Annotated in this window: 22 protein-coding genes; 13 read left to right on the top strand and 9 right to left on the bottom strand. The window is 65.6% G+C overall.

The features are described 5' to 3' along the window. Positions 1 to 491: S1C family serine protease (locus AB4Y43_RS33435; RefSeq protein WP_368729725.1), on the top strand; the 491-nt coding region annotated here is incomplete at its 5' end. Between the two features lie 42 nt (positions 492 to 533). Next, positions 534 to 1,178: a response regulator transcription factor gene (locus tag AB4Y43_RS33430; protein ID WP_368729728.1), complete on the top strand. Its 645-nt coding sequence runs from the start codon at positions 534 to 536 to the stop codon at positions 1,176 to 1,178. Between the two features lie 177 nt (positions 1,179 to 1,355). On the opposite strand, the gene AB4Y43_RS33425 is transcribed toward AB4Y43_RS33430, so the two are convergent. Next, complete coding sequence (locus AB4Y43_RS33425; protein ID WP_368729724.1) at positions 1,356 to 1,607, bottom strand: hypothetical protein; 252 nt, start codon at positions 1,605 to 1,607, stop codon at positions 1,356 to 1,358. Here AB4Y43_RS33425 and AB4Y43_RS33420 point away from each other — a divergent pair. Together AB4Y43_RS33420 and yfcF are read left to right on the top strand one after the other, a co-directional pair. Then, positions 1,594 to 1,863 (top strand): hypothetical protein, encoded by a 270-nt coding sequence (locus AB4Y43_RS33420; protein ID WP_069262009.1) that lies wholly within the window; start codon positions 1,594 to 1,596, stop codon positions 1,861 to 1,863. The genes AB4Y43_RS33425 and AB4Y43_RS33420 overlap by 14 nt on opposite strands. Positions 1,864 to 1,955: 92 nt before the next feature. Then, positions 1,956 to 2,588 carry a glutathione transferase gene (gene yfcF, locus AB4Y43_RS33415; RefSeq protein WP_368729723.1) on the top strand — a complete coding sequence of 211 codons (633 nt, stop codon included), beginning with the start codon at positions 1,956 to 1,958 and terminating at the stop codon, positions 2,586 to 2,588. 56 nt (positions 2,589 to 2,644) lie between these two features. On the opposite strand, the gene AB4Y43_RS33410 is transcribed toward yfcF, so the two are convergent. Together AB4Y43_RS33410 and AB4Y43_RS33405 are read right to left on the bottom strand one after the other, a co-directional pair. Then, positions 2,645 to 3,571, bottom strand: coding sequence for a glutaminase (locus AB4Y43_RS33410; RefSeq protein WP_069262008.1), 927 nt, complete (start codon positions 3,569 to 3,571; stop codon positions 2,645 to 2,647). A gap of 108 nt (positions 3,572 to 3,679) precedes the next feature. Then, complete coding sequence (locus AB4Y43_RS33405) at positions 3,680 to 5,251, bottom strand: DHA2 family efflux MFS transporter permease subunit (RefSeq protein WP_368729722.1); 1,572 nt, start codon at positions 5,249 to 5,251, stop codon at positions 3,680 to 3,682. Positions 5,252 to 5,527: 276 nt separating this feature from the next. Between AB4Y43_RS33405 and AB4Y43_RS33400 the strand changes: the two genes are divergently transcribed. The 3 genes from AB4Y43_RS33400 (at position 5,528) to AB4Y43_RS33390 (ending at position 8,607) form a co-directional block, all read left to right on the top strand. Then, positions 5,528 to 6,178 (top strand): alpha/beta hydrolase, encoded by a 651-nt coding sequence (locus AB4Y43_RS33400; protein WP_069262006.1) that lies wholly within the window; start codon positions 5,528 to 5,530, stop codon positions 6,176 to 6,178. 351 nt (positions 6,179 to 6,529) lie between these two features. Further along, positions 6,530 to 7,585: a rod shape-determining protein gene (locus tag AB4Y43_RS33395; RefSeq protein ID WP_069262005.1), complete on the top strand. Its 1,056-nt coding sequence runs from the start codon at positions 6,530 to 6,532 to the stop codon at positions 7,583 to 7,585. A gap of 236 nt (positions 7,586 to 7,821) precedes the next feature. Further along, entirely contained in the window at positions 7,822 to 8,607 is a 786-nt protein-coding gene (locus tag AB4Y43_RS33390; protein ID WP_368604837.1) for an alpha/beta fold hydrolase, read from the top strand. Positions 8,608 to 8,705: 98 nt separating this feature from the next. Here the strand turns inward: AB4Y43_RS33390 and AB4Y43_RS33385 are convergent, their stop codons facing one another. Beyond that, positions 8,706 to 9,107 carry a hypothetical protein gene (locus AB4Y43_RS33385; RefSeq protein WP_028203504.1) on the bottom strand — a complete coding sequence of 134 codons (402 nt, stop codon included), beginning with the start codon at positions 9,105 to 9,107 and terminating at the stop codon, positions 8,706 to 8,708. A 372-nt stretch (positions 9,108 to 9,479) separates the two neighbouring features. On the opposite strand from AB4Y43_RS33385, the gene gltA reads away from it, so the two are divergent. Together gltA and AB4Y43_RS33375 are read left to right on the top strand one after the other, a co-directional pair. Next, positions 9,480 to 10,781: a citrate synthase gene (gltA, locus tag AB4Y43_RS33380; protein WP_069262004.1), complete on the top strand. Its 1,302-nt coding sequence runs from the start codon at positions 9,480 to 9,482 to the stop codon at positions 10,779 to 10,781. Positions 10,782 to 11,030: 249 nt separating this feature from the next. Continuing rightward, a complete protein-coding gene (locus tag AB4Y43_RS33375) occupies positions 11,031 to 13,310 on the top strand; it encodes a glycogen debranching N-terminal domain-containing protein (protein WP_368729721.1) in 2,280 nt (759 codons plus the stop codon). Between the two features lie 45 nt (positions 13,311 to 13,355). On the opposite strand, the gene AB4Y43_RS33370 is transcribed toward AB4Y43_RS33375, so the two are convergent. From AB4Y43_RS33370 to AB4Y43_RS33355, 4 genes are all read right to left on the bottom strand, one after another. Continuing rightward, complete coding sequence (locus AB4Y43_RS33370) at positions 13,356 to 14,435, bottom strand: asparaginase (RefSeq protein WP_368729720.1); 1,080 nt, start codon at positions 14,433 to 14,435, stop codon at positions 13,356 to 13,358. A gap of 74 nt (positions 14,436 to 14,509) precedes the next feature. Further along, positions 14,510 to 15,418 carry a bifunctional Delta(1)-pyrroline-2-carboxylate/Delta(1)-piperideine-2-carboxylate reductase gene (lhpI, locus tag AB4Y43_RS33365; RefSeq protein WP_368729719.1) on the bottom strand — a complete coding sequence of 303 codons (909 nt, stop codon included), beginning with the start codon at positions 15,416 to 15,418 and terminating at the stop codon, positions 14,510 to 14,512. Between the two features lie 61 nt (positions 15,419 to 15,479). After that, entirely contained in the window at positions 15,480 to 16,721 is a 1,242-nt protein-coding gene (locus AB4Y43_RS33360; RefSeq protein WP_368729718.1) for an NAD(P)/FAD-dependent oxidoreductase, read from the bottom strand. A 102-nt stretch (positions 16,722 to 16,823) separates the two neighbouring features. Continuing rightward, positions 16,824 to 17,735, bottom strand: coding sequence for a LysR family transcriptional regulator (locus tag AB4Y43_RS33355; protein ID WP_368604797.1), 912 nt, complete (start codon positions 17,733 to 17,735; stop codon positions 16,824 to 16,826). A gap of 155 nt (positions 17,736 to 17,890) precedes the next feature. Here AB4Y43_RS33355 and AB4Y43_RS33350 point away from each other — a divergent pair, with 155 nt between their 5' ends. Continuing rightward, a complete protein-coding gene (locus AB4Y43_RS33350) occupies positions 17,891 to 18,916 on the top strand; it encodes a DUF1338 domain-containing protein (protein WP_368729717.1) in 1,026 nt (341 codons plus the stop codon). A 10-nt stretch (positions 18,917 to 18,926) separates the two neighbouring features. On the opposite strand, the gene AB4Y43_RS33345 is transcribed toward AB4Y43_RS33350, so the two are convergent. Then, a complete protein-coding gene (locus AB4Y43_RS33345; RefSeq protein WP_368729716.1) occupies positions 18,927 to 19,550 on the bottom strand; it encodes a helix-turn-helix domain-containing protein in 624 nt (207 codons plus the stop codon). A gap of 475 nt (positions 19,551 to 20,025) precedes the next feature. On the opposite strand from AB4Y43_RS33345, the gene AB4Y43_RS33340 reads away from it, so the two are divergent. The 3 genes from AB4Y43_RS33340 to AB4Y43_RS33330 all read left to right on the top strand — a co-directional run bounded on the left by AB4Y43_RS33340 (position 20,026) and on the right by AB4Y43_RS33330 (position 24,208). Continuing rightward, entirely contained in the window at positions 20,026 to 21,177 is a 1,152-nt protein-coding gene (locus tag AB4Y43_RS33340; RefSeq protein ID WP_069261996.1) for a branched-chain amino acid ABC transporter substrate-binding protein, read from the top strand. Between the two features lie 251 nt (positions 21,178 to 21,428). Then, positions 21,429 to 22,928 (top strand): aldehyde dehydrogenase family protein, encoded by a 1,500-nt coding sequence (locus AB4Y43_RS33335; RefSeq protein ID WP_368729715.1) that lies wholly within the window; start codon positions 21,429 to 21,431, stop codon positions 22,926 to 22,928. Positions 22,929 to 23,035: 107 nt separating this feature from the next. Next, complete coding sequence (locus AB4Y43_RS33330; protein ID WP_368684116.1) at positions 23,036 to 24,208, top strand: NAD(P)/FAD-dependent oxidoreductase; 1,173 nt, start codon at positions 23,036 to 23,038, stop codon at positions 24,206 to 24,208. The last annotated feature ends 162 nt before the right edge of the window (positions 24,209 to 24,370 follow it).

The following is a 24,370-nucleotide window of genomic DNA, read 5'->3' as shown; positions in this document are numbered from 1 at the left end:
TGCGGCTGGACGGCGGTCTGCGCCCGGGGTTCTCGGGCGCGGCGCTCGCCGATATGCGCGGTCAGGTCGTGGGCATCTGCACCTCGGGACTGATGCGCGGCGCCGGCATGGTGATTCCCGCGATGACGGTGGAGCGTGTCGCCGACGAACTGCTGGCCAAGGGACGCGTCTCGCGGGGCTACCTTGGCGTCGGCACACAGCAGGTCAGCCTGCCGAACGCATGGGCGGAGAAAATGAACCTGTCGTTCAATAGCGGATTGCTGATCAGCTCGCTTGCGCCGGGCGGTCCTGCGGAACAGGCTGGCGTGCTCATCGGCGATGTGCTGATCGAACTGGACGGCCAACCTTGCCGCGACATCGGTGACCTGCACGCCGCGCTGGGCTCGACGGGCATCGGGCAGCCGTTGCCAGTCACGTTGATCCGGGGCGGCGAGCGCCACGCGTGCACGGTCGCCGTGGGCGAACGGCCCCAACGGCATGCATGCAGGTGAGGTCCGGGACACGGCGATATGTCGGATGGCACGATGGAACCCATGGGGCCGGTGCGGGTCGCGGTAATCGCGGCATCGCCGGAGGTGCGCGCGAGCCTCGAGGCGATCGTCGAGGCGCAGCCGCCGCTCGCGTTCCTGGGTAGCGCCGCCGACGCCGAAGCGCTTGCCGCTTACCTCGCCGGTTCGGTGCCGGACGTCGTCGTGGCCGACATCGAGCCTCTGGCGAGCGACGCGCTCAGGACGCTGTTCGAACCTGGCCGCGTGCCGCCGGCGCGAGTCCTGTTGCTCGACGACCCGGACAGCGACGGCCTCCTCGACGACCTGCCTGCGGATGCGACGGCAATCCTGTCGCGCGACGTGACGCCCGTCGAGATCGTCGCGGCCATCGAAGCGGCGGCCGCCGGCCTGTGCGTGCTGTCGCCCGACATCCTCGCAAGGCTGCTCGCTGGACGAAAACCGTTGCGCCAGTCGGCATCCGGCGGACCGTTCGAAGCCTTGTCGCTACGGGAGATCGAAGTGCTGGCGATGCTCGCCGACGGACTCGGCAACAAGGAGATCGCCCGGCAACTCGACATCTCGGACAACACGGTGAAATCGCACCTCTCGTCCATCTTCGGCAAACTCGGCGCGACCAATCGCACCGAAGCGGTGATGCTCGGCATGCGGCACGGATACATCATGGTGTAAGCAGGCCACGACCGCACCGCGATAAAAGCGGCACGGACAGCGCTCAAGAAACCGTCAAGCTTGCCGATAACACACGGATAGGGCGTTATTCGGCAGCGCTGCGCAGCCCCTGACTTACGGCGAGAAAGATTCCATGCAGATTCAACCCATTACCGCGACGACGACCACGACGACCGCCTACGGCGGCGGCACGCAGGCTTCGACGAGCGGCGCAGGCAACGGCGCTTCCTCGGGCGCGGCATCGTCGAACTCGAATGACAGCAGCACGACGAGTTCGTCGACGAGCACACCCAGCAGCGGCACCACGTCGACGTCGACTTCGACGCAGAGCACTTCGGCGTCTTCGAAGTCGGGCGGCGGCGCTGGAGGCGCAGCGGCATCCTCCAGCAGTTCGTCTTCGAGCGAAGTCGACGAATTGAACGCGCTCATCGCGTCGCTTCAGGCGCAACTCGCACAGGTGTCGTCGCAGACATCCAGCGCCGCGGCGCAAGGCTCGAACTCGGGCGAGGTCAGCCAGATCAAGGCGCAGATCCAGAATGCGCAGAGCGCGTTGAGCTCGGCGTCGCAATCGGACGCGAGCCAGGTCAGCCAGATCGCGTCGCAACTGGCGAGCGTGCAGACTTCGCTGGCGCAGCTGATGGTCGCGAGCGGCAAGACCACGGGGCTGGTCTCGGCGACGGCTTAAGCGGGGCAGGCTGAGTCGATCAGCCTGCCGGTGGCCGAGCGCAACGGCGGCTGGGCTTGCTACTATCGTCGGCGCCAACAACGGAGCCGACTGTGACCAACCCCGCTCTCCACCTCTACGCCGACGCCCAGTACGCCAGTCCCTACGCGATGTCCGTCTTCGTCGCGCTGCACGAAAAGGCGCTCGCGTTCGAGCTTTCGACGGTCGATCTCGCGAAGAGCGAAAACCAGCAGCCGGAATTCGCGGCGAAGTCGCTCACGCGGCGCGTGCCGACCCTGATCCACGACGGCTTCGCGCTCTCGGAGTCCTCGGCGATCACGGAGTATCTCGAAGAAACCTTCCCCGGCGTGGCGTTTTATCCGGCAGACCGGCAACAGCGCGCCCGCGCGCGCCAGGTTCAGGCGTGGCTGCGCAGCGATCTCATGCCGATCCGCCAGGAGCGCTCGACCGAGGTTGTGTTTTACGGCCCGACCACGGCGCCCCTTTCCGGCGCGGCGCAACTCGCGGCGGAGAAGCTCTTCGCGATGGCCGACGCGCTGATCGCTCAAGGCGAGAAGCATCTTTTCGGCGAGTGGTCGATCGCCGACGTGGACCTCGCGTTGATGCTGAACCGTCTGGTGCTGAACGGCGATCCGGTGCCGCATGGGCTGGCGCAATACGCCCTGGCTCAGTGGCAGAGGCCCTCCGTGCAGCGCTGGCTCACTTTCGAGCGGCCGCCGCTCTAAGGCTGTGTCGTCACGCAGGGCTTGCGGATGCTGACCGGATGACGTTCACCCAGGCCTCAGAAAATCGAGCGCCCGGTGCGCGTCGTCAACCACTCCAGCGCCAGCGAGCCGACCAGCGAATTCCCCGTCGCGTCGAGGCCCGGCGACCACACGCACACCGCGAATTCGCCGGGCAGCACCGCGATGATCCCGCCGCCCACACCGCTCTTCGCGGGCAAGCCGACGCGGTACACGAAATCGCCGGCCGCGTCGTAGGTGCCGCAGGTCAGCATCAGCGCGGAAAGGCGCTTGGCCGAACTCGCGTCGAGCACGGGTTCGCCGCTCGCGGGCGAGACGCCGCCGTTGGCCAGAAAGAGTGCTGCGCGCGCCAGTTCCACGCAGCTCATCGAGATCGCGCACTGGCGGCAATACGCGTCGATCACGGTATCGGCGGGCATCTCCAGGTTGCCAAAGCTTGCGATGAAATGCGCCATCGCGCGATTGCGTTCGGCGTGCGCGAGTTCCGACTGCGCGACGCGCAGGTCGTAGCCGATGCCGGGCTCGCCCGAGAGGCGCCGCATGAAATCGACGAGCGCGGTTTCCGCCTGCACGAAGCGGCGGCACAGCACGTCGGTCACGACGAGCGCGCCCGCGTTGATGAACGGGTTGCGCGGCTTGCCCGCCTCGAATTCGAGCTGCACGAGCGAGTTGAATGCCGTGCCCGAAGGCTCGCGGCCCACGCGCTGCCAGAGCACGTCGCCGAGCAGCTGGAACGCGAGCGTGCAGGCGAACAGCTTCGAAATGCTCTGGATGGAAAAGCGCACATCGGCGTCGCCGGTGCGGTACACCTGGCCGTCCACCGTGACGATAGCCATGCCGAAGTGATCGGCGCGCACCGTGGCGAGTTCGGGAATGTAGTCGGCAACGCGGCCCGTGCCGATATACGGCTGCAGGTCGCGATGGATGGCGTCGAGGATGGGCGTGTAGTCGAACGTGTGATTCATGGGAGGGAGCCAGGCAATCGCGGCAGAGCGCCCGCCGCGGTCCCGCGATTGTAGCGGCTCGCGCTTACCGCCACGGCTTCATTGCGCGCCCTGACTCGACCTCTCGGGTCAATGCGCCCCTGCTGCGCCGCCGCCTGCGCCGCCCTTCGTCGACTTCGTGATCCAGATGAGCGGAATGATCACGAGAAAGATGATCGCCGAGATATGGAAAATGTCGTTCAGGCCCATCATGGCGGCCTGCGTGGTGAGCTGGAAGTCGAACAGCGCGCGTGCGGAGGGCTCGCTCATATTCAGCACCTTCTGGGTCTGGTCCATCGCCTGCACGAAAGTCGGGTTGTTGACCGAGGCTTGTTCCGTGAGTCGCGCGTGATGCAGGATCGTGCGGTTGTTCCAGGCGTTGGTCGCGATCGAGGTGCCCACTGCGCCGCAGAACACGCGCACGAAGTTCGAGAGGCCAGCCGCCGCCGGCACGCGGCTCGGCGGCTGCCCCGCGAGAATGATCGCGGTGAGCGGCACGAAGAAGAGCGCCATGGGGATGCCTTGCAGCAGCGTGGGCAGCACGAGATGGAAGGTATCGATTTCGATCACGTACTGCGAACGCATGTAGAACACCCCCGCGAACATCACGAACGCGATCGTCGCGATGATGCGCGCGTCGGAGCGCGGCAACAGGCGCCCCACGACCGGAGACAGGATCACCGCGAACACGCCGAGCGGCGCGGTCACGAGGCCCGCGTCCACCGAGCGATAGTTGAGGTACTCCTGCATCCATTGCGGCAGCAGCACCAGATTGCCGAAGAACACCGCGTACGCCACTGAAATCGCAATCGTGCCGCCGAGGAAGTTACGTTGTCCGAACAAACGCAAATCGACGATCGGGTGCTCCTCGGTCAGCTCCCACACGAGGAAAAACGCAAAACTGATGAGCGCGAGGATGCCGAGCGTCACGATCACCGGCGAGTTGAACCAGTCGAGGTCCTTGCCCTTGTCGAGCATGATCTGCAGCGAAGCAACCCAGGTGATGAGCAGACCGAGGCCCACGACGTCGATAGGCGGCTTGCGCGTGGGTGACTCGCGGTTGCGATAGATCGTCCACGTGACGAAGCCCGCGAAGAGGCCCACCGGAATGTTGATGTAAAAGATCCACGACCAGTTGTAGCTATCGGTGATCCAGCCGCCGAGCGCCGGTCCCGCGATCGGGCCGACGGTCGTGGTCATTGCCCAGAAGGCGAGCGCGGTGGACGATTTGTCTTTCGGCCAGGATCCGAGCAGCACGGCTTGGGAAAGCGGAATGAGCGGGCCGGCCACGGCGCCTTGCAGCACGCGCGCGACGAGCAGGAACGGCAGGGTCGGCGCGATGCCGCACAGCCACGACGCCAGCACGAACGAGAGGATCGAGGTGACGAACAGGCGCACCTGGCCGAAACGCTGCGTGAGCCAGCCGGTCAGCGGAATGGAAACGGCGTTGGCCGCCGCGAACACGGTGATGACCCATGTGCCTTCGTCGACGGAAACGCCCATGTCGCCAGAGATGGTCGGAATGGCGACGTTGGCGATCGACGTGTCGAGCACGTTCATGAAGGTCGCGAGCGAGACCGCGATGGTTCCGAGGACCAGACTGCCTCCCTGGAGCGGCGGCGGCGGCGCGGGCGGCGCCGATGATGCGGCGGGCTGATTCAAGCGTGTTCTCCGCGTATTCGGTTTGCGGCACAGGATACCTGTAATCGCCTTTTGTCATCGCCAGCCGCGGAGCATCCCCATGCGGCGCAGGGTCATGGGGCTTGCGAATGGCTTTCGCGCGCGATCGGGCTGCCGTTGCGGCTTTATGTAACGCCGGGAAATGGAGTCTTTCGTACACGCGTTGCGCGGCGAGCGTATCCTTGCGCCTGCCGCGCGCCGCGCAAAATGCGTGCGCTGGACACACAATACGATCGTCAGTACAGGGGAGGTCCGACCATGAGCTGGGAAGCATTCGAAGGGGGCTGGCGTCTGGCGCCGGCCGATGGCGCCGCGCACGCGCTCGTCGTGCTGCTGCACGGGGTAGGCAGCAACGCACAGGACCTCACGCCGCTCGCCGACGTGTGGCGCGACGCGCTGCCGGGGGTCGCGTTCTCGTCGCTCGACGGCAGCGAGCCGTTCGACGGCGGCTTCGGCGGACGCCAGTGGTTCAGCCTGCGCGACATCAGCGAGACCAATCGCGAGGCGCGCGTCGTTGCCGCCTCGCAGGTGTTCGAGCGGCGGCTCGCCGCCGAACTCGCCCATTGGGGGCTCGGTCACGACGCGCTCGCGCTGGTGGGCTTCTCGCAAGGCTCGATCATGTCGCTGTACCACGTGGCCACACAGGCGGCGGGCGCGGCGGCCGTGGTCGCGTATGCGGGCCGGCTCGTCACGCCCGTGGTCGCCAAAAGCCGCACGGTGCTCACGCTCGTGCACGGCGAGGACGACGAAGTGATTCCGGCGAGCGAACTGGAGCGCGCCGCCGCCGCGTTCAGCGACGCGGGCTTCGCGGTCACCGCTTTCGCGCTGCCGGGCGTCGGCCACACGATTACGCCGCAGGGCGTCATGCTTGGGCGCGACGCCCTGGTGCGCGCGCTCGCGCGCGGCTAATCGAGAGACCGATCCGGTCGCTGGCGGGGACGAGGTCGGTCCCCGTTAATCAGCAGGTATCGGCCGGCATCGGCGGGCTAAATCGGTACAAATTGGCAGTGGCATAAGCCCGTAGTGTCGTATTTCGGCCATATTTTCCGCATAACCTAGGCAGTTGTTTTTGGACCGGCTAAAGTTCGCGCCGGTCGCGGCCGTTAATACGGGGAGTCGCCGCGACCTTATGGGCCGCGTAGGCCCGTTCCGCCCGGCGCGCGGCTGGTTCGCGCTGCCTGGACGAGGCCGCCATCGGGAATGCCATCCGGCGGCGCGTCGTCTGCCGGGTCGCCAAAAAGAACCGAACTTCAGACCAATATGGCCCGAGCCAAGCCGCAATCCATTTTTTCCAAAAGGCTGTTCCGCCAGGACGTGGCGCTCGATCTCGGTACGGCCAACACGCTCATCTACACCGCCGACAAGGGCATCGTGCTGAACCAGCCCTCCGTGGTCTGCTTCGAGCGGCGCGCGGGGGCGAGCGAGACGACGGTGGCCGCGGTGGGCCGCGAGGCGAAGGATCTGCTTGGCCGCGCCCCGGCCAATATGGAGACGGTGCGGCCGCTCTCGCACGGCGTGATCGCCAACTTCTCTGCTGCCGAACACATGATGCGCCGCTTCGTGGCGATGGCGCAGCCGCGCCGTCTGCTCGGCCGCCGTGCGGCATTCACGGTGTGCGTGCCGGCGGGCGCGACGCGCGTCGAGCGCCGCGCGATTCGCGAGGCGGCCTTCGCGGCAGGCGCGGCGAGCGTGAACCTGATCGGCGAGTCGCTGGCTTCGGCGCTCGGTGCGGGTTTGCCGGTGCACGCGGCGACGGGCTCGATGGTCGTCGATATCGGCGGCGGCACGACGGAAGTGGGCATCGTCGCGCTAGGCGGCGTGGCGTGCAGCGGCTCGGTGCGCGTGGGCGGCGACCAGTTCGACCGCGCCATCGTCGATCATGTGCGCACGCTCTATGGCGTCGTGCTGGGCGACCAGACCGCGGAACACGTGAAAAAGACGATTGGCTGCGCGCTCTACGGCGAACCCATCGAACGCATACGCGCGACCGGACGCAGCATGGAAGACGGTCTGCCGCGCACGGTCGAGATCACGAGCCACGACGTGGTGGACGCGCTAGCCGCGCCCTTGCGCGTGGTGATCAACACGGTGCGGCAGGTGCTGGAGACGGCGCCCGCCGAACTCGTCACCGATATCGCCGATAGCGGCATCGTGCTCACGGGCGGCGGTTCGCTGCTCGGCAGGCTCGACCAGTGCCTAGCCGCCGAACTTGGCGTGACGGTGCGCGTGGCCGACGAGCCGCTCACCTGCGCGGTGCGCGGCGCGGGCGCGGCGGCCTCGCTCATGAGCGAGCACGCTTTCGAAATGGTCGAATAACGGCCCAAGCCGGCGCACGAGGCAAGGCCGCTTCGCGAGGGCGCCGGCTTGACCGCTGTTGGCGCCGCGGGCATGGGACAATACGCCACTTTGCCGGCGTGCGCCGCGATGGACTGCCCGTAGGCCGTTGTCCGTTGCAATGCGCCGCTGTCCCGTTGTCTCCACATCGTCCAGCCGTGAATCCAGCCGCCTTTCCGGCCCCCGGTACGTTCATCGAACTGCCCGGCGGCCTGCCCATGCCCTATGTCGAACGAGGCGCGGGCGAACTTCTTCTCTTCGTGCACGGCTCGCTTTGCGACTACCGCTACTGGCAGCCGCAGCTGGCCGGCCTCGCGCAGCAGTATCGCTGTGTCTCGGTGAGTCTCACGCACTACTGGCCCGCCGCGGAGGCGGCACGCGGCCTGCCGTTCAGCTGGCGGCAGCATGCGGATGAGCTTGCGGCGTTCGTCGATGCCCTGGGCGCCGGCCCGGCGCATGTGATCGGGCATTCGCGCGGCGGCCTCGTGTCGTTCCAGTTCGCGCGGCGCCATCCGCAGCACGTGCGCACGCTCACGCTCGCCGATCCTGGCGGGCCGGTCCAGCAGCCGGGCCAGACGCTCGCCACGCTGCCCGAGAACGTCAATGCGCTGCGCGCCCGCGCCGTGGCGCTGATCGAGTCGGGCCAGGTGGACGCGGGGCTGGAGTTGTTCGTCGATTCGGTGAGCCGGCCCGGCTTCTGGGCGAAGAGCACACATGGGTTTCGCCGCATGGCCACCGACAACGCGCACACGCTTGGGCCGCAGTTTCAGGATCCGCTGCCTGCGTACTCGCGCGAGCAAGCCGCCGAGGTGCAATGCCCCGTGCTGCTGATCGACGGCGAGCTGAGCCCGGAAGTGTTTCATCGGGCCGTGGCCGCGCTCGACGCCTGGCTGCCCGATGCGCGCCGCGCGAGTGTGGCGGGCGCATCGCATGGGATGAATCTGGCGCGGCCCGCGGCGTTCAACGAGTTGATCGACCGCTTCGTGAGCGGCCACGGGCGCTGACGCGCGCTGATTCACGCGATGCGAAAAAGGGGCGGCCACGCGATGCGGCCGCCCCTTTTCGTTGCTGCGAGAAATACCGTAGTCCGAAGGACTCTCGCCTAGTCGCGACCGTGCGCGTGGGCGTCGAGCTTGTGCTCGGCCGCCTCGCCGACGAGGCCCGCGTAGTAGAGGTGCACGCCGATCGCGAGCGAATCGTTGCGGATTTCGTGAAAGGCCTTCCATGCCTTCACCGGATCCTTGAACACGAGATAGTGCGCTTCCTGCGAAACGAGGCGGGCGACCTGGTGCAGGCCGTGGCCGTTGAGCGCGTCCACGAGGTGATCGAGGCTGCGGTGCGTGCGCGCGTCGGTGCGCGGATACAGCATGTGCAGCACGGCCACGCGTTCGCTGGCGAGCGCGGCCGACAGTGCGACCACGATGTCCTGGTGATTGAGTGCCGTGACAACGGCGCCCTCTGCTTGTTCGTCTTCTGCGAACAGGGTGTCGACCGAGATGTTCATCTGTTGCTTCCTTACGTTTTGCTTTAAGCGCGTGTGGCGGTGAAAACGGCCGCCCGTGAGATCCGGCTGGATTACAAAATGCAAGTAATGGAAAACCCTTGCATGTCAAGCAGTATCGCAAAGATGGGGTGCGACATGTTGCGCTGCAAGAGCAAAATATTGTTGCAGGAATCGGCGTTAAGGAAGCCGCAAGCTTCGCAGTGTTGCGGCGTTGAAGAGGGATTGTTGCTGGCTGCACTATCAATCGATGCTGCACCGCGCCGTAGAATGCGGCAAGCGGTCGCAGCGCTGCCGGCCATTCCGGCGGCTGCGTCCTGTTGCGCGAAGTTATGCGCGAAGTATTGCGATGTGACAGCAATTCAAGGACACACAATGATCGATTCGAAGACACACGCCACGCTCACGATCCCCGGCCACGCTGAAGGCGTGCAGTTGCCGGTCTACAAGGGCACCCAGGGCCCGGACGTGATCGACATCCGCAAGCTGTACGGCCAGACCGGCATGTTCACGTATGACCCGGGCTTCATGTCCACGGCGTCGTGCAACTCGGCGATCACCTATATCGACGGCGACAAGGGCGAGTTGCTCTACCGCGGCTACCCGATCGACAACCTCGCGCAAAACGCCGACTTCCTCGAAAGCTGCTACCTCCTGCTCAAGGGCGAGCTGCCCACGCAGCAGCAGAAGGACGAATTCGTGGCCTCGGTGACGAACCACACGATGGTTCACGAGCAGATGCACTTCTTTTTCCGGGGGTTCCGCCGTGACGCACATCCGATGGCGATTCTGGTGGCGGCGGTCGGCGCCCTGTCCGCGTTCTATCACGACTCGCTCGACATCAACAACGCGGAGCATCGTGAGGTGTCGGCGATCCGTATGATCGCGAAGCTGCCGACGCTCGTCGCCATGGCGTACAAGTACTCGATCGGCCAGCCGTTCGTGTATCCGCAGAACGACCTGTCGTACAGCGCGAACTTCATGCGCATGATGTTCTCCGCGCCGAGCGAGGAGTACAAGGTCAACGATGTGCTCGTGCGCGCGCTCGACCGCATTCTCATCCTTCACGCCGACCACGAGCAGAACGCTTCGACGTCTACTGTGCGTCTGGCCGGTTCGTCGGGTGCGAATCCGTTCGCGTGTATCGCCGCGGGCATCGCTTGCCTGTGGGGCCCGGCGCACGGCGGTGCGAACGAAGCCGCGCTGAATATGCTCGAAGAAATCGGCTCGGTCGATAACATCCCGAAGTTCATCGAGCAGGTGAAGGACAAGAACTCGGGCGTGAAGCTGATGGGCTTCGGCCACCGCGTGTACAAGAACTACGACCCGCGTGCGAAGCTCATGCGCGAAACGTGCTACGAAGTGCTGAACGAACTCGGTCTGCACGACGATCCTTTGTTCAAGCTCGCCATGCAGCTCGAGAAGATCGCGCTGGAAGACGAATATTTCGTGTCGCGCAAGCTGTACCCGAACGTCGACTTCTACTCGGGCATCGTGCAGCGCGCGCTGGGCATCCCGACCTCGATGTTCACCTGCATCTTCGCGATGGCGCGCACGGTGGGCTGGATCGCGCAGTGGAACGAAATGATCGCCGACCCCGAGCAGAAAATCGGCCGTCCGCGTCAGCTGTTCATCGGCGAAACGCCGCGCGTCGCGAAGCCGATTTCGCAACGCTGATCCTCACGGCGCGCGCCGCTTCCGGCGCGCGAGCGCATTGCCTACACGGGCGCCCGCACGTTACGTCGTGCCGGCGCCCGCAATTTTTTCCGCGCACGTTCCTTGCTCCGCACTGCGATTTGCCACTCATTTCGCGCGTATCTTTCGGCCGTTCTTTGCGCATTCGCCCAACGCGTGCGCCGAAGCCACTACAATCAACCGCAAGCGAACCGTACCGTAACCCTTTGCATGGCACCCAGGAGGCACGCAATGCAGGATCCTGAAACACTCGGCGGCGTCACGCGCTCAAGCGGCGTGGATCATCCCGACCAGGACACGCGGGAAACCGACAGCGCGTTCATCGCGCCCGAAACGCCGGAGGTCGCAAGCGCCGACCAGCATGTGCTGAAGTCGGGCGGCACCTTCATCGTCAACGATCCGCTCGGCGACATCACCGGCATCGACGACGGCCTGTTCGTCAACGACACGCGCGTGCTCTCGTCGCTGCGCCTCACTTTCGGCGGACGCGTGCCCTCACTGCTCTCGGGCAGCGTGAGCAGCGACAACGCCGTGTTCACGGCCCACCTGACCAATCGTCCGCTGCCGCCGCTCGGCGGCAGTACCACGCCCGAAGGCGTGATTCACGTGCAGCGCGAGCGCGTGCTCTCCGGCACGATGATGACCGAGGCCATCGAGCTCACGAACTACGGCACGGAAGACGCCGTGGTGCCGCTTTCCATCTCGTTCGCGAGCGACTTCCGGGACATGTTCGAAGTACGCGGCCTGAAGCGCGAAAAACGCGGCACGCTCATGCCGCCGCGAGTCGAAGACGGCGAGGTCCGGCTCGAATACGTCGGCCTCGACAAGGTTGCGCGGCGCGTGCGTATCGAGTTCTCGCCCACGCCGAACAAACTCCTCGCCGATCGCGCCGACTTCACGGTCGATCTGCCCGCGCAGGCCTGCGTCTCGATCTATCTCACGGTGGCGATCGAAGTCGAGGCCATGCCCGGCGCCGCGCCCGGCACACAGAGCGCGGGCATCTTCCAGCCGCCGCATTGCCTCGCGGACTCGCAGGAGCAGCGCGTGGGCCGCGCCGCTCAGCGCGCCGCGCTGGTGGATTCGCATATCGTGATGCGCGAACGCCGCCGAGCGGCGGCGCACTTGCGTTCGAGCAATCCGCTCTTCAATGCGTGGATCAACCGCTCGATCGCCGACCTCGGTCTGCTCACCACCGACCTGCCGACCGGCCCGTATCCGTATGCGGGCATTCCATGGTTTTCCACGCCGTTCGGCCGCGACGCGGTCATCACCTCGCTGCAGACGCTGTGGCTCACGCCCGCGCTCGCGCAGGGCGTGCTGCGTTTTCTCGCGGAACATCAGGCGCGCGAGGATTCGGCGTTCCGCGACGCGGCGGTCGGCAAGATCATGCACGAAATGCGCAAGAGCGAGATGGCTGCCACAGGCGAAGTGCCGTTTGCGCTCTACTACGGCGGGGTGGACACCACGCCGCTCTTCGTCGTGCTGGCGGGCGCTTATGTCGAACGCACGGGCGACGTTTCGCTGATCGACGAGTTATGGCCGGCGCTGGAGCGTGCGGCGGCCTGGGTCGCAGGTGTATGCGACCGCAATAAACTCGGTCTGCTCGACTACCGGCGCGAATCGGAGGGCGGGCTCGCGAACCAGGGCTGGAAGGACAGCCACGACTCTGTATTCCACGCGGACGGCCGTTTCCCCGATGGCCCGATTGCGCTCGTCGAAGTGCAGGCATATGCGAGCGCTGCGTTCGAAACGATGTCGCGCTTCGCCACGCATCGCGGCCAGATCGAAGACGCAGCGCGCTACGCCGCACGCGCCGCCAAAATCCGCCTCTGCGTAGAGGAGAAGTTCTGGATGCCGGAGTCGGAGTTCTACGGCATTGCGCTCGATGGCCACGGCGATCTGTGCCGCGTGCTCGCGTCGAACGCCGGACATCTGCTCGCCTTCGGGCTGCCCGAGGAGGAGCGCGGCCGCGCCGTGGCGGAAGTGCTCGAATCGGCGCTGTTTCACACGGGCTGGGGCGTGCGTACGCTCGCGGCGGGCCAGGCGCGTTTCAATCCCATGGCGTACCACAATGGCTCGGTCTGGCCGCACGACAACGCGCTGTGCGCACGCGGTCTCGCGCGCTATGGTCGCAAGGCGGCAGCAGTGCGCCTCTTGCAGGCGCTGTTCGAGGCTGCGGTGACGTTCGACATGCGTCTGCCCGAACTGTTCTGCGGGTTCCCGCGCCGGCGCGGCGAGCCGCCCACCGCGTATCCGGTGGCCTGCCTGCCGCAAGCCTGGGCCGCGGGCTCGCCGTTCATGATGCTCGAAGCGTGTCTTGGCGTGACGATCGACGCGGCGCGCAACGAGGTGCGTGTCGAGCAGCCCATGCTGCCCGAAGGCATCGACTGGCTGGAAGTGGACGATCTGCGTGTGGGCAAGAATACGGTGACGCTCATGTTCCGCCGTGTGGACGGCAAGGTGGTGGCATCGGCCGATCGCAGCGACGTGAAAGTCGTGGCGTTGCTGTGAATCTTGGCGCGGGCTTGCAAAGCCCGCGCGCTCATTTTGTGCTGGCTACGAAGCGACGCGCTCGAGTGAGAACTGCGGCGCGACGCAACCCGTCTCGACGCCCATCGTGTTGACGATGCGCGGGGCTTCGAATTTGCTTAGTTGTGCAAGCTGTTGTGGCGTGCCAATGCCCAGTTGTCTGAGCACTTCCACGACGGTGGCATGGAGCGCGGTCAAATCGCCGTCCTCGATCTTCACCGCGATACCCAATGCCGGGCCGCCCGTATGCGTTGCGGTCGCCGCGTTTGCGCGCACGCCAATCGCATAACTGCCCGCCGCGCCGAGTTTGCCGGCGAGCGCGCCTTCGAACGCGCTCATGAGCGTCGTGCAGAAGCGGCCTTCGCCCGCCACGAGTTCCGGATACGACGTCATGGCGCGATAGATGTGGGCGAGCGCCTGCGAGCGCGCATCGGCCGCGGCCGAGCCCGGCAAGGCCGCGTGGTCCTGCGCATCGGCGAGCTTCACGAACAGGCGGGCGAGCCGGTCGAGCGGGAAGGCGGGCGTGGGCAGATTGCAGCCGTCGATGCCCCACTCGACGCCCGTCTCGGGAAGATCGCAAACCTCGGCCACGACCCGCCTCACGTGTTGCTGCAAGGGGTGTGAAGGCAGATGGTAATCGGCCAGCGCCGCGCCGATGGCGCGGGCGCCGGCCAGCATGCCCGCGTGCTTGCCCGAGCAATTGCTGCACACCGCGCCCGGCGTGAAGTCGCGTTTGATCCACGCCTTGTAGACGGCGTCGGAGATCGGCACATGGCCGCCGCAGCGCAAATCCGATTCCGTGGCGGACACCTTGGCGAGCATCGCGCGCGTCCGCTCGATATGGCGGTCCTCGCTGCTATGCGAGGCGCACATGAGCGCGAGATCGGCGTCGTCGAAGCCAAAGCGCTCGAGCGCGCCGGTTTCGACCACGGCGAGCGCCTGCGCGGGCTTGGCCGCCGAGCGCACGAGCGTCATGCGATGCGGGTCGCCGAGCGCGTAGAGCAGGCGGCCCTGGGCGTCGACCACGGCAATGTGGGCGATATGCGTGGTTTCGATGACATCGCCGCGCAGGACTTTCACGGCGGGTTGGGGAGCGCTCGTCGTCATGGTGCCGTTTGCCTTGGGTCTCGGATGGGATCGTGCTGCGCGGTCGATGTGCGAGTCTAATCCGCGCGTGCGGGTCAGCGCATTTGCCGGGCCACGCGGCACGCGGCGAGATCCCAGGCGCCGCTGCCGACGGTCTTCAACAGCACCGGACTGCCGTCATGTGCCGCCCCGTCCGTTACAGCGGAGCCGATCGTGCGCACGTTCGCCCAGTCGACGCCTGCCTGCAGCAGGTCACCGGCTTCTTCGCGCGCGGCTGCGAAATCGTCGACGAACACGCGGCTCGCACGCACCGTCTCCTGGGCGATTTCGGCCGCGTCCGGCGTGAAGGCGCCCACGCCGATCACGAGCCGGTCCTTGCGTGCCGCTTCGTCGTACACGGGCGTCTTGCTCGTTGTCGCGGCGATGACGACGTCGACTTCTTTCGGAGCCGCACCGTGCGCGGGCGTCACGTCCACGCCAGCCTGCGCGAAGTGGGCGCGGAATGCCGCTTCGGACGCTTCGGTCCGGCCTTTCACGTAGAGCGTCGCCGACGGATACAGCTGGCCGATCGCCTGGGCATGAAAACGCGCCTGCTGTCCGGTGCCGACGACCAGAAACGCACGCGGCGCGCCCGGGTGAAAGAGGCGCACGCCCAGCATGGACAGCGCCGCGGTGCGGCGCCCGGTGACGGTCGGGCCGTCGAGGATGAACTCCGGCTGACCCGTCGCGCCGTTGCACACCGTCACCGCGCCGAAGATGGTCGGCATGCCGAGCGCCGTGTTGGCCGGGCACACGCTCACGAGCTTGTGGATGGCAATGTCGTCGGCGCTGGCGGGCATCGAAAGCATGACGCCGTTGCCCTTGAGCGGCACGCCCGTGCGCACGGGCGCGTGAATGCGGCCCGCGTCGTGATCCTGCGCGGCCGTGGCGAGGGCGTCGAGCAGCACGCCGAAGTCGAGCAGTCGCGCCGTGGCGGTTGCGTCGTAAATCGCGATGGGCTCCATCGAATCTTCTCTCCTGATGAATGATGCGTGGGTGTGGCGGCGTGCGTTCCTGCCGCCGGCCTCAAAAGCGGTCGATGCGAAACGGCGCGAGATCGACGGCGGGCGTCTCGCGCGCCATCAATTGTGCGACGAGTTCGCCGCTGAGCGGCCCGAGCGTGAGGCCCAGATGCTGATGGCCGGTCGCGACGAACACGTTCCGTGCGCCGCGCATCTCGCCGATCATCGGCAGATAGTCGGGCAGCGTGGGGCGCTCGCCGTACCAGCGGCTTGCGACCTGCGCCGCGCGTGCGCCGGGAAAGAGCGTCTGGAATTGCGTGGCGAGCAGATCGGCGCGGCGCCAGTCGGGTGCGCCGCGCGCGCCGAGTTCGACGGTGCCGGCAAGCCGGATGCCTTGCGCCATCGGGTTACAGGTGAAGCCGCGCTCGACGAAGCTCACGGGCACGCGCAGCGTGTCCTGCGAGGGTGCGCCGAGCTGCACGTGATAGCCGCGCTCGTTGGTCAGCGCAATCCTGGCGCCCAGTTGCTGTGCAAGTTCGGCGCTGCGCGAGCCGGCTGCTATCAGCACCTTGGCGGCTGGGTGCGTCGCGCTGCTCAGCGTGACGCCGATATGGCCATCGGGGAGGGCGCGCAAGGCGTCGACGGCAGCGCGCGTGTATTTCGCGCCCGCTGCGAGCGCCGCCTCGAAGATGCGCTCGACGACCTGCTGCGGATTCGTGACCGAGGCCATGCCGGGAAAGTAGCGCGCATGGCTGATATGCGGCGTGAGCGACGGTAGATAGTCGCGCCGTACCTGCTCCGCTGTGAGATTCACGTAGCGCACGCCGTACCGGTCTAGCAGATCGAGTTGCGCGCATTCCGTTGCGTGCGCAACGGGTTGCTCGAACACGTAGAGCGAGCCGATGTCGCGAAAGAGGTCGGCGGCGATGTGCTGATCGAGCAGACGACGCCAGGCCTGCGCCGCACCGGTCACGAGACTCGCGAGCGCACGCGTGTTGCGCCGAAAGCGCGGGCGCTGCGCCTGCGCGGCGAACTCCAGCACCCACGGCGCCATGCGCGGCAGGCTGCGTTTGTGCAGGCGCAGCGGGCTGTCGCGGCGCAGCAGCATGCGGGGCAGACCGGCCATCGTCTCGGGGCTCGCGAGCGGCGCGACGTGATCGACCGCGATCAGGCCCGCGTTGCCGAACGAGCAGCCCGAACCGGGCGGCGCGCTGTCGACGATATGCACGCGCATGCCACGCTGCGCCAGATTGAGCGCGGCGCAGACCCCGATGATGCCTGCACCGATGACGACGACATCTTCCATGTCAGTCTCGCGACGAAGAAGTGATTTCGTTCGATGCTAACCTAACTATTTCCTATAGGAAACTTTTTTCTGATCGTATATCACGCGTACTCGACCCGCCGATCAGCGTTGCACTTGCGAAGCGTTGTAGGCGCTCGCCTGCTCGAGCAGCCACGCGCGGAACATCTCGAGTGGCTTGCCGTGGCTGAGTTCGGTGGGATAGACGAAGTAGTAGCCGCCATCGGCAATAGCAGGGGCTTCGAACGGAATGACGACGCCGAACCGCTCGAGCTGGCCTTCAACGAAGAACTTCGGCACGAGCGCCACGCCGAGGCCGGCGGCGGCCGCGGCGATCAGCATCGTGTGCAGTTCGTAGCGCACGCCGTGCATGGTGGCGTTGTCTTCCACGCCGAGGTCGGAGAACCAGCGCGTCCAGGCGTCGGGGCGCGTGGTGGAGTGCAGCAGCGGGTAGGCGAGCAGTTCGTGCGCCTTCTTGACGGGGCGCGCAAGCAGTGACGGAGAACAGACGGGCACCACTTCCTCGCCGAACAGGAAGTCGGAGGACGTGCCGGGCCAGGTCGGCTTGCCGTAGTGGATCGCGGCTTCGAAATGCGACTCCTCGAACGAAAACGTCTCGGTGCGCACGCCCATGTTCACGCGCACGTCGGGCGTGCGGTCGTAGAAGTCCTTGAGGCGCGGAAGCAGCCATTCGGACGCGAAGGTCGGCAGCACGGCGAGCTCCAGATAACCGCCGCCGCTGCCGTGCGCGATGATGGAGAGCGTGTCGCGATCGAGGTTTTCGAGCGCACGCCGCACCTGGGTGCTATAGAGCCGGCCCGCGCGCGTGAGCACGACCCGCTGTTTGGCGCGCACGAACAGGCGCACGCCGAGATTCGATTCGAGCGTGGCGATCTGGCGCGAGACCGCGCTTTCGGTGAGGAACAGCTCCTTGGCGGCGTGAGTGAAGCTCTCGTGCCGCGCCGCGGCTTCGAAGGCCGTCAGCGCGCCGATATTCGGGATCTTGAACTTGCGCATGGTGATTCCAGAAACTCATCAAGTGACAATTTAAACTCGCTTTACGCGGTGCGCAACCATTTGAATAATGCGTTTTACGTATAGCTGGCCGAAACCGATGGCCAGAGGCCCCTTTGATGACTGCCGCCAGGCGGTCGTTTCCTGTGAGATTGGTGATGCGCAATTCGAACGTAGAACGCTTGTTGTCCGCGCTGCTGGGCCGCGAGAAAACTGAAACCCTGTTTGCAACGCTGAACTTTCCGTCGATGCTCGGCGACTGGGAAAGCGGCACCGTCACGCGTGCCGAACTCGCCCAGGCGATGAACATGGCGCTGTTCGAAGACCTGCTGGAGCGCTCTCCCAACGGCCGCACGTACACGAACGACACGGTGGCGCAGGGCGGTGCGGTGTACTTCGACCATGGCGCGCTGCGCACGGTGCGCTGGGCACAGAACGGCGCGCTGCCGCCCGGCGAAGCGGCGTTCACGCGCATTCTGCGGCCGCTCGGCTTTCGCCTGAATGGCCGCTATCCGCTGGACAAGCTCGGCATGACGGGGCGCGCCTACGCCCACGAAGACGCACCCGACGAGATCGCGCAGTTTTTCGTGAGCGAGCTGCACCCCGAGCGCTTTTCGGCGGCGTTCCAGCAAGCCGTGACGAACGTGGTGGGCGCATCGAAAGATCCGCTTACGCCGCTGGCCGTGGCGCAGCTCTCCGAACTGGAACGCGACGGCTCGCTGCCGCTCGACGCGGCGCTGCAACTGCTGCCCGTGATCGTCGGTGCATTCGCACGACAGCACGACGTGCCATCTATTTCGGACTACGAGACACTGCTGCAGGAATCGGCGGAAATGGCATGGATCGCGACGGAAGGCAACGCCTTCAATCACGCGACCGACCGCGTGGAAGACGTATTTCAGCTTTCGGACGACGAGAAGGCCAAGGGGCGCCCGATGAAGCCCAGCGTCGAGACTTCGCGCTCGGGCCGCGTGTTTCAGACGGCCTATCGAGCCGACACCGTGACGCGCGAGTTTCGCACGGCGGACGGCCAGCGTGTGACGCGTGAGGTGCCGGGCTCGTTCTACGAGTTCATCACGCGCAAGCGCACGTTCGATCAGGTCACGCGGCGCTGGCAGACCGATCTGCGCTTCGATGCGGGTAACGCCACGGGCATCTTCAAGATGACCGCGAACGCCGCGTAAGCATGAAGGATCAAACGCCCGGCGCGCCGTCCTGCGTGTCCGGGTGCGGTTCGTTGATGAGCCAGAGGACTTCGGCGTCCTCTTCGCTCGTGGAGACGGCCGCATGCCCCGTGCGGCTGTCGAAATAGAGACTGTCGCCGGTTTCGAGATGTGTCGGTGCGTAAAGCTCGGAGTAGAGACACACCGAGCCGCTCAATATGAAGAGAAATTCCTCGCCTTCATGCCGGCCCCATTCCGTGAACTCGTCGAGCGAGTGCGCCGTCACGCGAATGCGAAACGGGTGCATCGCCTTGTGGGCGAGTTCCGTCGCCAGCAACTCCATCTGATAACAGCCTGCTGAATGCTGTTGCCCATCGCCCTTGCGGTTGAGCGCGCGGCGTCCGCTCGCGCGCGGCCTGGGCGCAGAGCCGAACAGTTCGCCGAGGTCGATCTTCAGACCGTGAACGATCTTCTGCAGCACGTCGAACGTCGGCGACATGACGCCGTTTTCCACCTTCGAGAGCGTGGAGCGCGACACGCCGCACACGCGGCTGGCGGCCTCGAGCGTGTAATCGTGCTTCAGCCGGGCCGCCTTGACGCGCTTGCCAAGCTCCGCCGAAGCATTCTCGGCGGCCTTGAGGGACGGGGTTTCCATTCGGGAACTCGGGGTGTTCGCTGATGGTTCGTATCGTACTCTATGTTTCCGATAATAACATTTGCGTATCGCGCGACGTTTGGCGCGCCATCCAGCAATTAACAAGCATGGCTAAGTAAATCGATCGCCCCGAAGGTTGATGATTTCTGACGCAAACCCAGACGGCGCAAGGCCTGGCGTGCGCTCGATCCGGGCTCGCATGGCATCCACGCACAGGGAGCATATCGGCGTTATCGGGTATTTCCCAATGCCAGCGGGGCCGCGTCACGCCTTGCCGTATTCCCCGCGTGGACGGGCTTGATGAGAAAAGCGCATTACGTGGTGATTAGATTTCGTTTGATGCCGCCTGCACGGCTGCCGACAATCCGCTTACGTCCCGCCGCTCGGCATAGCGGGATGAATCCAGTGCGTCCGAAGGTCCGCGCGACCATTCGAACGCATCACGTGCCGGCTCCAGATACCGAAGGAATATCGCATGTCTCCTCGTTTCCTCGCTTCTCGTCGTGGCTGCGCGATCGCAGCGTCGTTGATGTTGGTTGCCGGCGCGGTGAGCGCACAGGAAATGGTCGTGAAGATCGGCGTGGCCAGCCCGCTTACGGGCGGCGGGGCAGCGTATGGCAAGGACATCGAGAACGGCGTGCGTCTGGCCGTGGACGAAGCCAACGCCGCGCATCCCACCATCGGCGGCAAGCCGGTCAAGTTCGTGATCGACTCGCAGGATGACCAGAGCGATCCGCGCATCGGCGTGCAGGTCGCGCAGCAACTCGTGGATGACAACGTGGCCGTCGTGATCGGCCACTTCAATTCGGGCACGACGCTGCCGGCCTCGAAGATCTACGCGAAGGCGGGCATTCCGATGATCACGCCGGCCGCCACCAACCCGGCCATCACGCAAAGCGGCGCGCCGACCATCTACCGCGTGATCGCCACCGACTCGCAAAACGCAGGCAACGCGGGCAACTATGCGGCGACGGTGACGAAGGCGAAACGCATTGCCATCATCGACGACCGCACGGCCTTCGGCCAGGGTGAAGCCGACGAGTTCGAGAAGGCCGTGAAGGCAAGCGGCGGCACGATCGTCGCGCGCGAGTTCACGAACGACAAGGCGGTGGATTTCAGCGCCCAGCTCACGAGCATCAAGCGCACGAATCCGGATCTCGTGTTCTTCGGCGGCCTCGACGCGCAGGCCGCCATGATCGTCAAGCGCATGCGCCAGCTTGGCCTGAAAGCGCAATTCCTCGCGGGCGGCGGCGTCATGGACGCGAACTTCATCAAGCTCGCCGGCGATTCCGCCGATGGCGCTTCGGTGTGGGAATACGGCCAGCCGCTCGGCACGCTGCCCAAGGGTAGGGGCTTCGAGGCGAAGTTCAAGCAGAAGTACGGCATCGACATGCTCGCCTACGCGCCGTTCGCCTACGACGCGGCGTGGGTCGCGATCACGGCGATGGAGAAGGCCGGCTCGGCGACGCCCGCGCAGTTCAACGCCGCGCTCAAGGCCACGAACTACGACGGCATTACGGGCAAGATCGCTTTCAACGCCCAGGGCGACCTGAAGAGCCCGAGTTCGACGCTGTATCAGGTCAAGAACGTGGCGTGGGTGCCGGTCACGACGCGAACCGCGGACTGAGATCACACGCCTCTGCTACCTTGAAGGGCGCCGGCACTGCCGGCGCCCCAATGCATTGTTTCCAATAGGAAAACAAAGGTGTGCCCGCAGTGCGGGCACATGCCATTTTCATGGCGCAAAGCCGGGCGGAAGCGGTACACGCGGCATGGCGAAATTACCGTCGATTTTCGTGTTGTCGCCGCAAAATTGCGCGTGTATAGTTTCCTAAAGTAGCAATGTTTCGTATCGGAAATTTTTAAGGGATTCTACCTATGAAAGCCTCCTCCATCCTCTCGGATCTCGGTATCTCCCAGCTCGCGGAAGCGGGCGACATCGCCGTGCATTCGCCGATCAACGGCGAACTGATCGGCCGCGTCGCGAGCCAGTCGGCGGCCGACGTCGACGCTGTGCTCGCGAAGGCGCAGGAGGCGTTCAAGACCTGGCGCAATGTGCCCGCGCCGCGCCGCGGCGAACTCGTGCGCCTGCTGGGCAACAAGCTGCGCGAACAGAAGCGCGCGCTCGGCAGCCTCGTCTCGCTGGAAACCGGCAAGATCTTCCAGGAAGGCTTGGGCGAAGTGCAGGAAATGATCGACATCTGCGACTTTGCGGTCGGCCTCTCGCGTCAGCTTTACGGTCTGACCATTGCTTCGGAGCGTCCCGGCCACCGCATGGCCGAATCGTGGCATCCGATGGGCGTGTGTACCGTGATTTCCGCGTTCAATTTCCCGGTCGCCGTGTGGTCGTGGAACGCCGCGCTCGCGCTCGTGTGCGGCAACGCTGTGGTCTGGAAGCCTTCGGAAAAAACGCCGCTCACCGCGGTTGCCGTCAACAAGATCATGCAGGACGTGTTGAAGGAATTCGGCGATGCGCCCGAAGGCCTCACGAGCCTCGTGGTCGGCGGCCGTGAAGTGGGCGCGAAGCTCGTGGCGGACCCGCGCTCGAACATCGTCAGCGCAACGGGCAGCACCGAAATGGGCCGCACCGTCGGCGTCGAGGTCGCGCGCCGCTTCGGCCGCTCGCTGCTCGAACTGGGCGGCAACAACGCAGGCATCGTCTCCCCGACAGCCGATCTCGAACTCGCGCTGCGCGGCATCCTGTTCTCGGCGGTCGGCACGGCCGGCCAGCGCTGCACGTCGCTGCGCCGCCTCTTCGTGCACGAGAGCGTGTACGACAAGGCAATCGAGCGCCTGAAAGCGCTCTACGGCAAGGTGGTGATCGGCAATCCGCTGGAGCAGGGCACGCTGATGGGGCCGCTCATCGACGAGCAGTCGTTCGCCCGCATGCAGTCGGCACTCGAGCAGGCGAAGCGCGAAGGCGGCAAGGTGTTCGGCGGCGAGCGTCACACGGTAGCGGGCAACGAGAAGGGCTTCTACGTTCGCCCGGCTATTGTCGAGATGCCGTCGCAAACGGAAGTTGTCCTGCAGGAAACCTTCGCACCGATTCTTTACGTCCTCAAGTACAGCGACTTCGGTGACGCGATCGATGCTAACAACGCCGCCCACCATGGCCTGTCGTCGTGCGTATTCACGACGGACCTGCGCGAGAGCGAGCGCTTCACGTCGGCCGCGGGCAGCGATTGCGGCATCGCGAACGTGAACATCGGCCCGAGCGGCGCGGAGATCGGCGGCGCGTTCGGCGGCGAAAAGGAAACGGGCGGCGGGCGCGAATCGGGATCCGACTCGTGGAAGGCTTACATGCGTCGTGCGACCAACACGGTCAACTATTCGTCGGCGCTGCCGCTCGCACAGGGCATCGATTTCAACGTCGAATAAGCGCGTTTGAGGTACGTGACCGGGTGCATCGTGCGCCCGGTCGATGGATCGATTCGCGCAAACCCAATCCCATGCGCGCTGCAGTTTTCCGCTATCTGGAGCAAGTCGTGAGTTCTCAAGTCGTTATCGTTGGCGGCGGGGTAATCGGTAGTTCTATTGCTTACTTTCTGCGCGCAGCCGACCCAACGGTTTCCGTGACCGTGTTCGAGCGCGACCCCAGTTATGCGCGCTCGTCGTCGGCGCTTTCGGCCGCGTCGATCCGGCAGCAGTTTTCCACGCCGTTGTCGATCCAGATGTCGCTGTTCGGCATCGAGTTTCTGCGCGGCATTGGCGAGCGGCTCGAAGTGAACGGCAGCCGCCCGTCGATCGATCTGCACGAGGGCGGTTATCTCTTCCTCGCCACCGAAGCCGGCGATGCGACGCTGCGCGAGAATCACGCGCTGCAAACGCGTCTTGGTGCCGACATCGAACTCATGTCGCGCGACGCGCTGCACGCGAAGTTTCCCTGGCTCAACGTCGAGGATCTCGCGAGCGGTGCGTATGGCCGCAGCGGCGAGGGGTGGTTCGACGGCTACGGCCTCGTGCAGGCGCTGCGCAAGAAGGCGCAGTCGCTCGGCGCGCGCTATGTGCCGGCGGATGTGACCGGCGTCGTGCGCAGTGGCCGCAAGGTCACGCACGTGATCGCGAGCGACGGCGAACGCCATGCGTGCGACACGCTCGTGAACGCAGCCGGCGCGTGGGCGCGCAAGCTCGCGGAAATGATGGACATCGACATTCCGGTTTATGCGCGCCGCCGCAGCATTTTCAACGTGTCATCGCCGGCGCGGCTTACCACCTGCCCGTTGCTGATCGATCCGTCCGGCGTGTATTTCCGCCCCGAGGGCAACACGTACATCACGGGAACGTCGCCGAGCGCGGAGAACGACCCCAACGATCTGCCGCTCGACGAAGTCGATCACGCCATCTTCGACGACGTGATCTGGCCCACGCTTGCGCACCGCGTGCCGGGCTTCGAGGCGCTGCGTGTGGAGAACTGCTGGTCCGGTTATTACGAGTACAACGTGCTCGACCAGAACGCCATCATTGGTTACCACCCGGCTATCGACAATTGCGTGTTTGCCAATGGTTTCAGCGGGCACGGTCTTCAGCAGGGACCGGCAACCGGGCGCGGCGTGAGCGAGCTGATCCTCAACGGCCGGTATACGACGCTGGATCTGTCTTCGCTCGACTGGTCGCGCGTGCTGGAAAACCGGCCGATCGTCGAAAAGAACGTCGTGTGACGGTGGCGCAGGCAGGCCGCACAACGCACAAAGTAGAGCCCGCGACAGCGGGCTTTTTTATTGCGCGCCGGCTTGATGAGCAAACCGCATGACGTGGTGATTAGATTTCGTTTGATGTGCCCGTGAGGGCTGACCACAATCGAAGCTTGTCCGTTGCCGCGC

The organism is Paraburkholderia sp. BR10872 (assembly GCF_040965835.1).
GTDB classification, from domain to species: domain Bacteria; phylum Pseudomonadota; class Gammaproteobacteria; order Burkholderiales; family Burkholderiaceae; genus Paraburkholderia; species Paraburkholderia nodosa_A.
The sequence above is the reverse complement of the archived record's forward strand: the minus strand, read 5'-3'. Positions and strand labels throughout refer to the sequence as shown.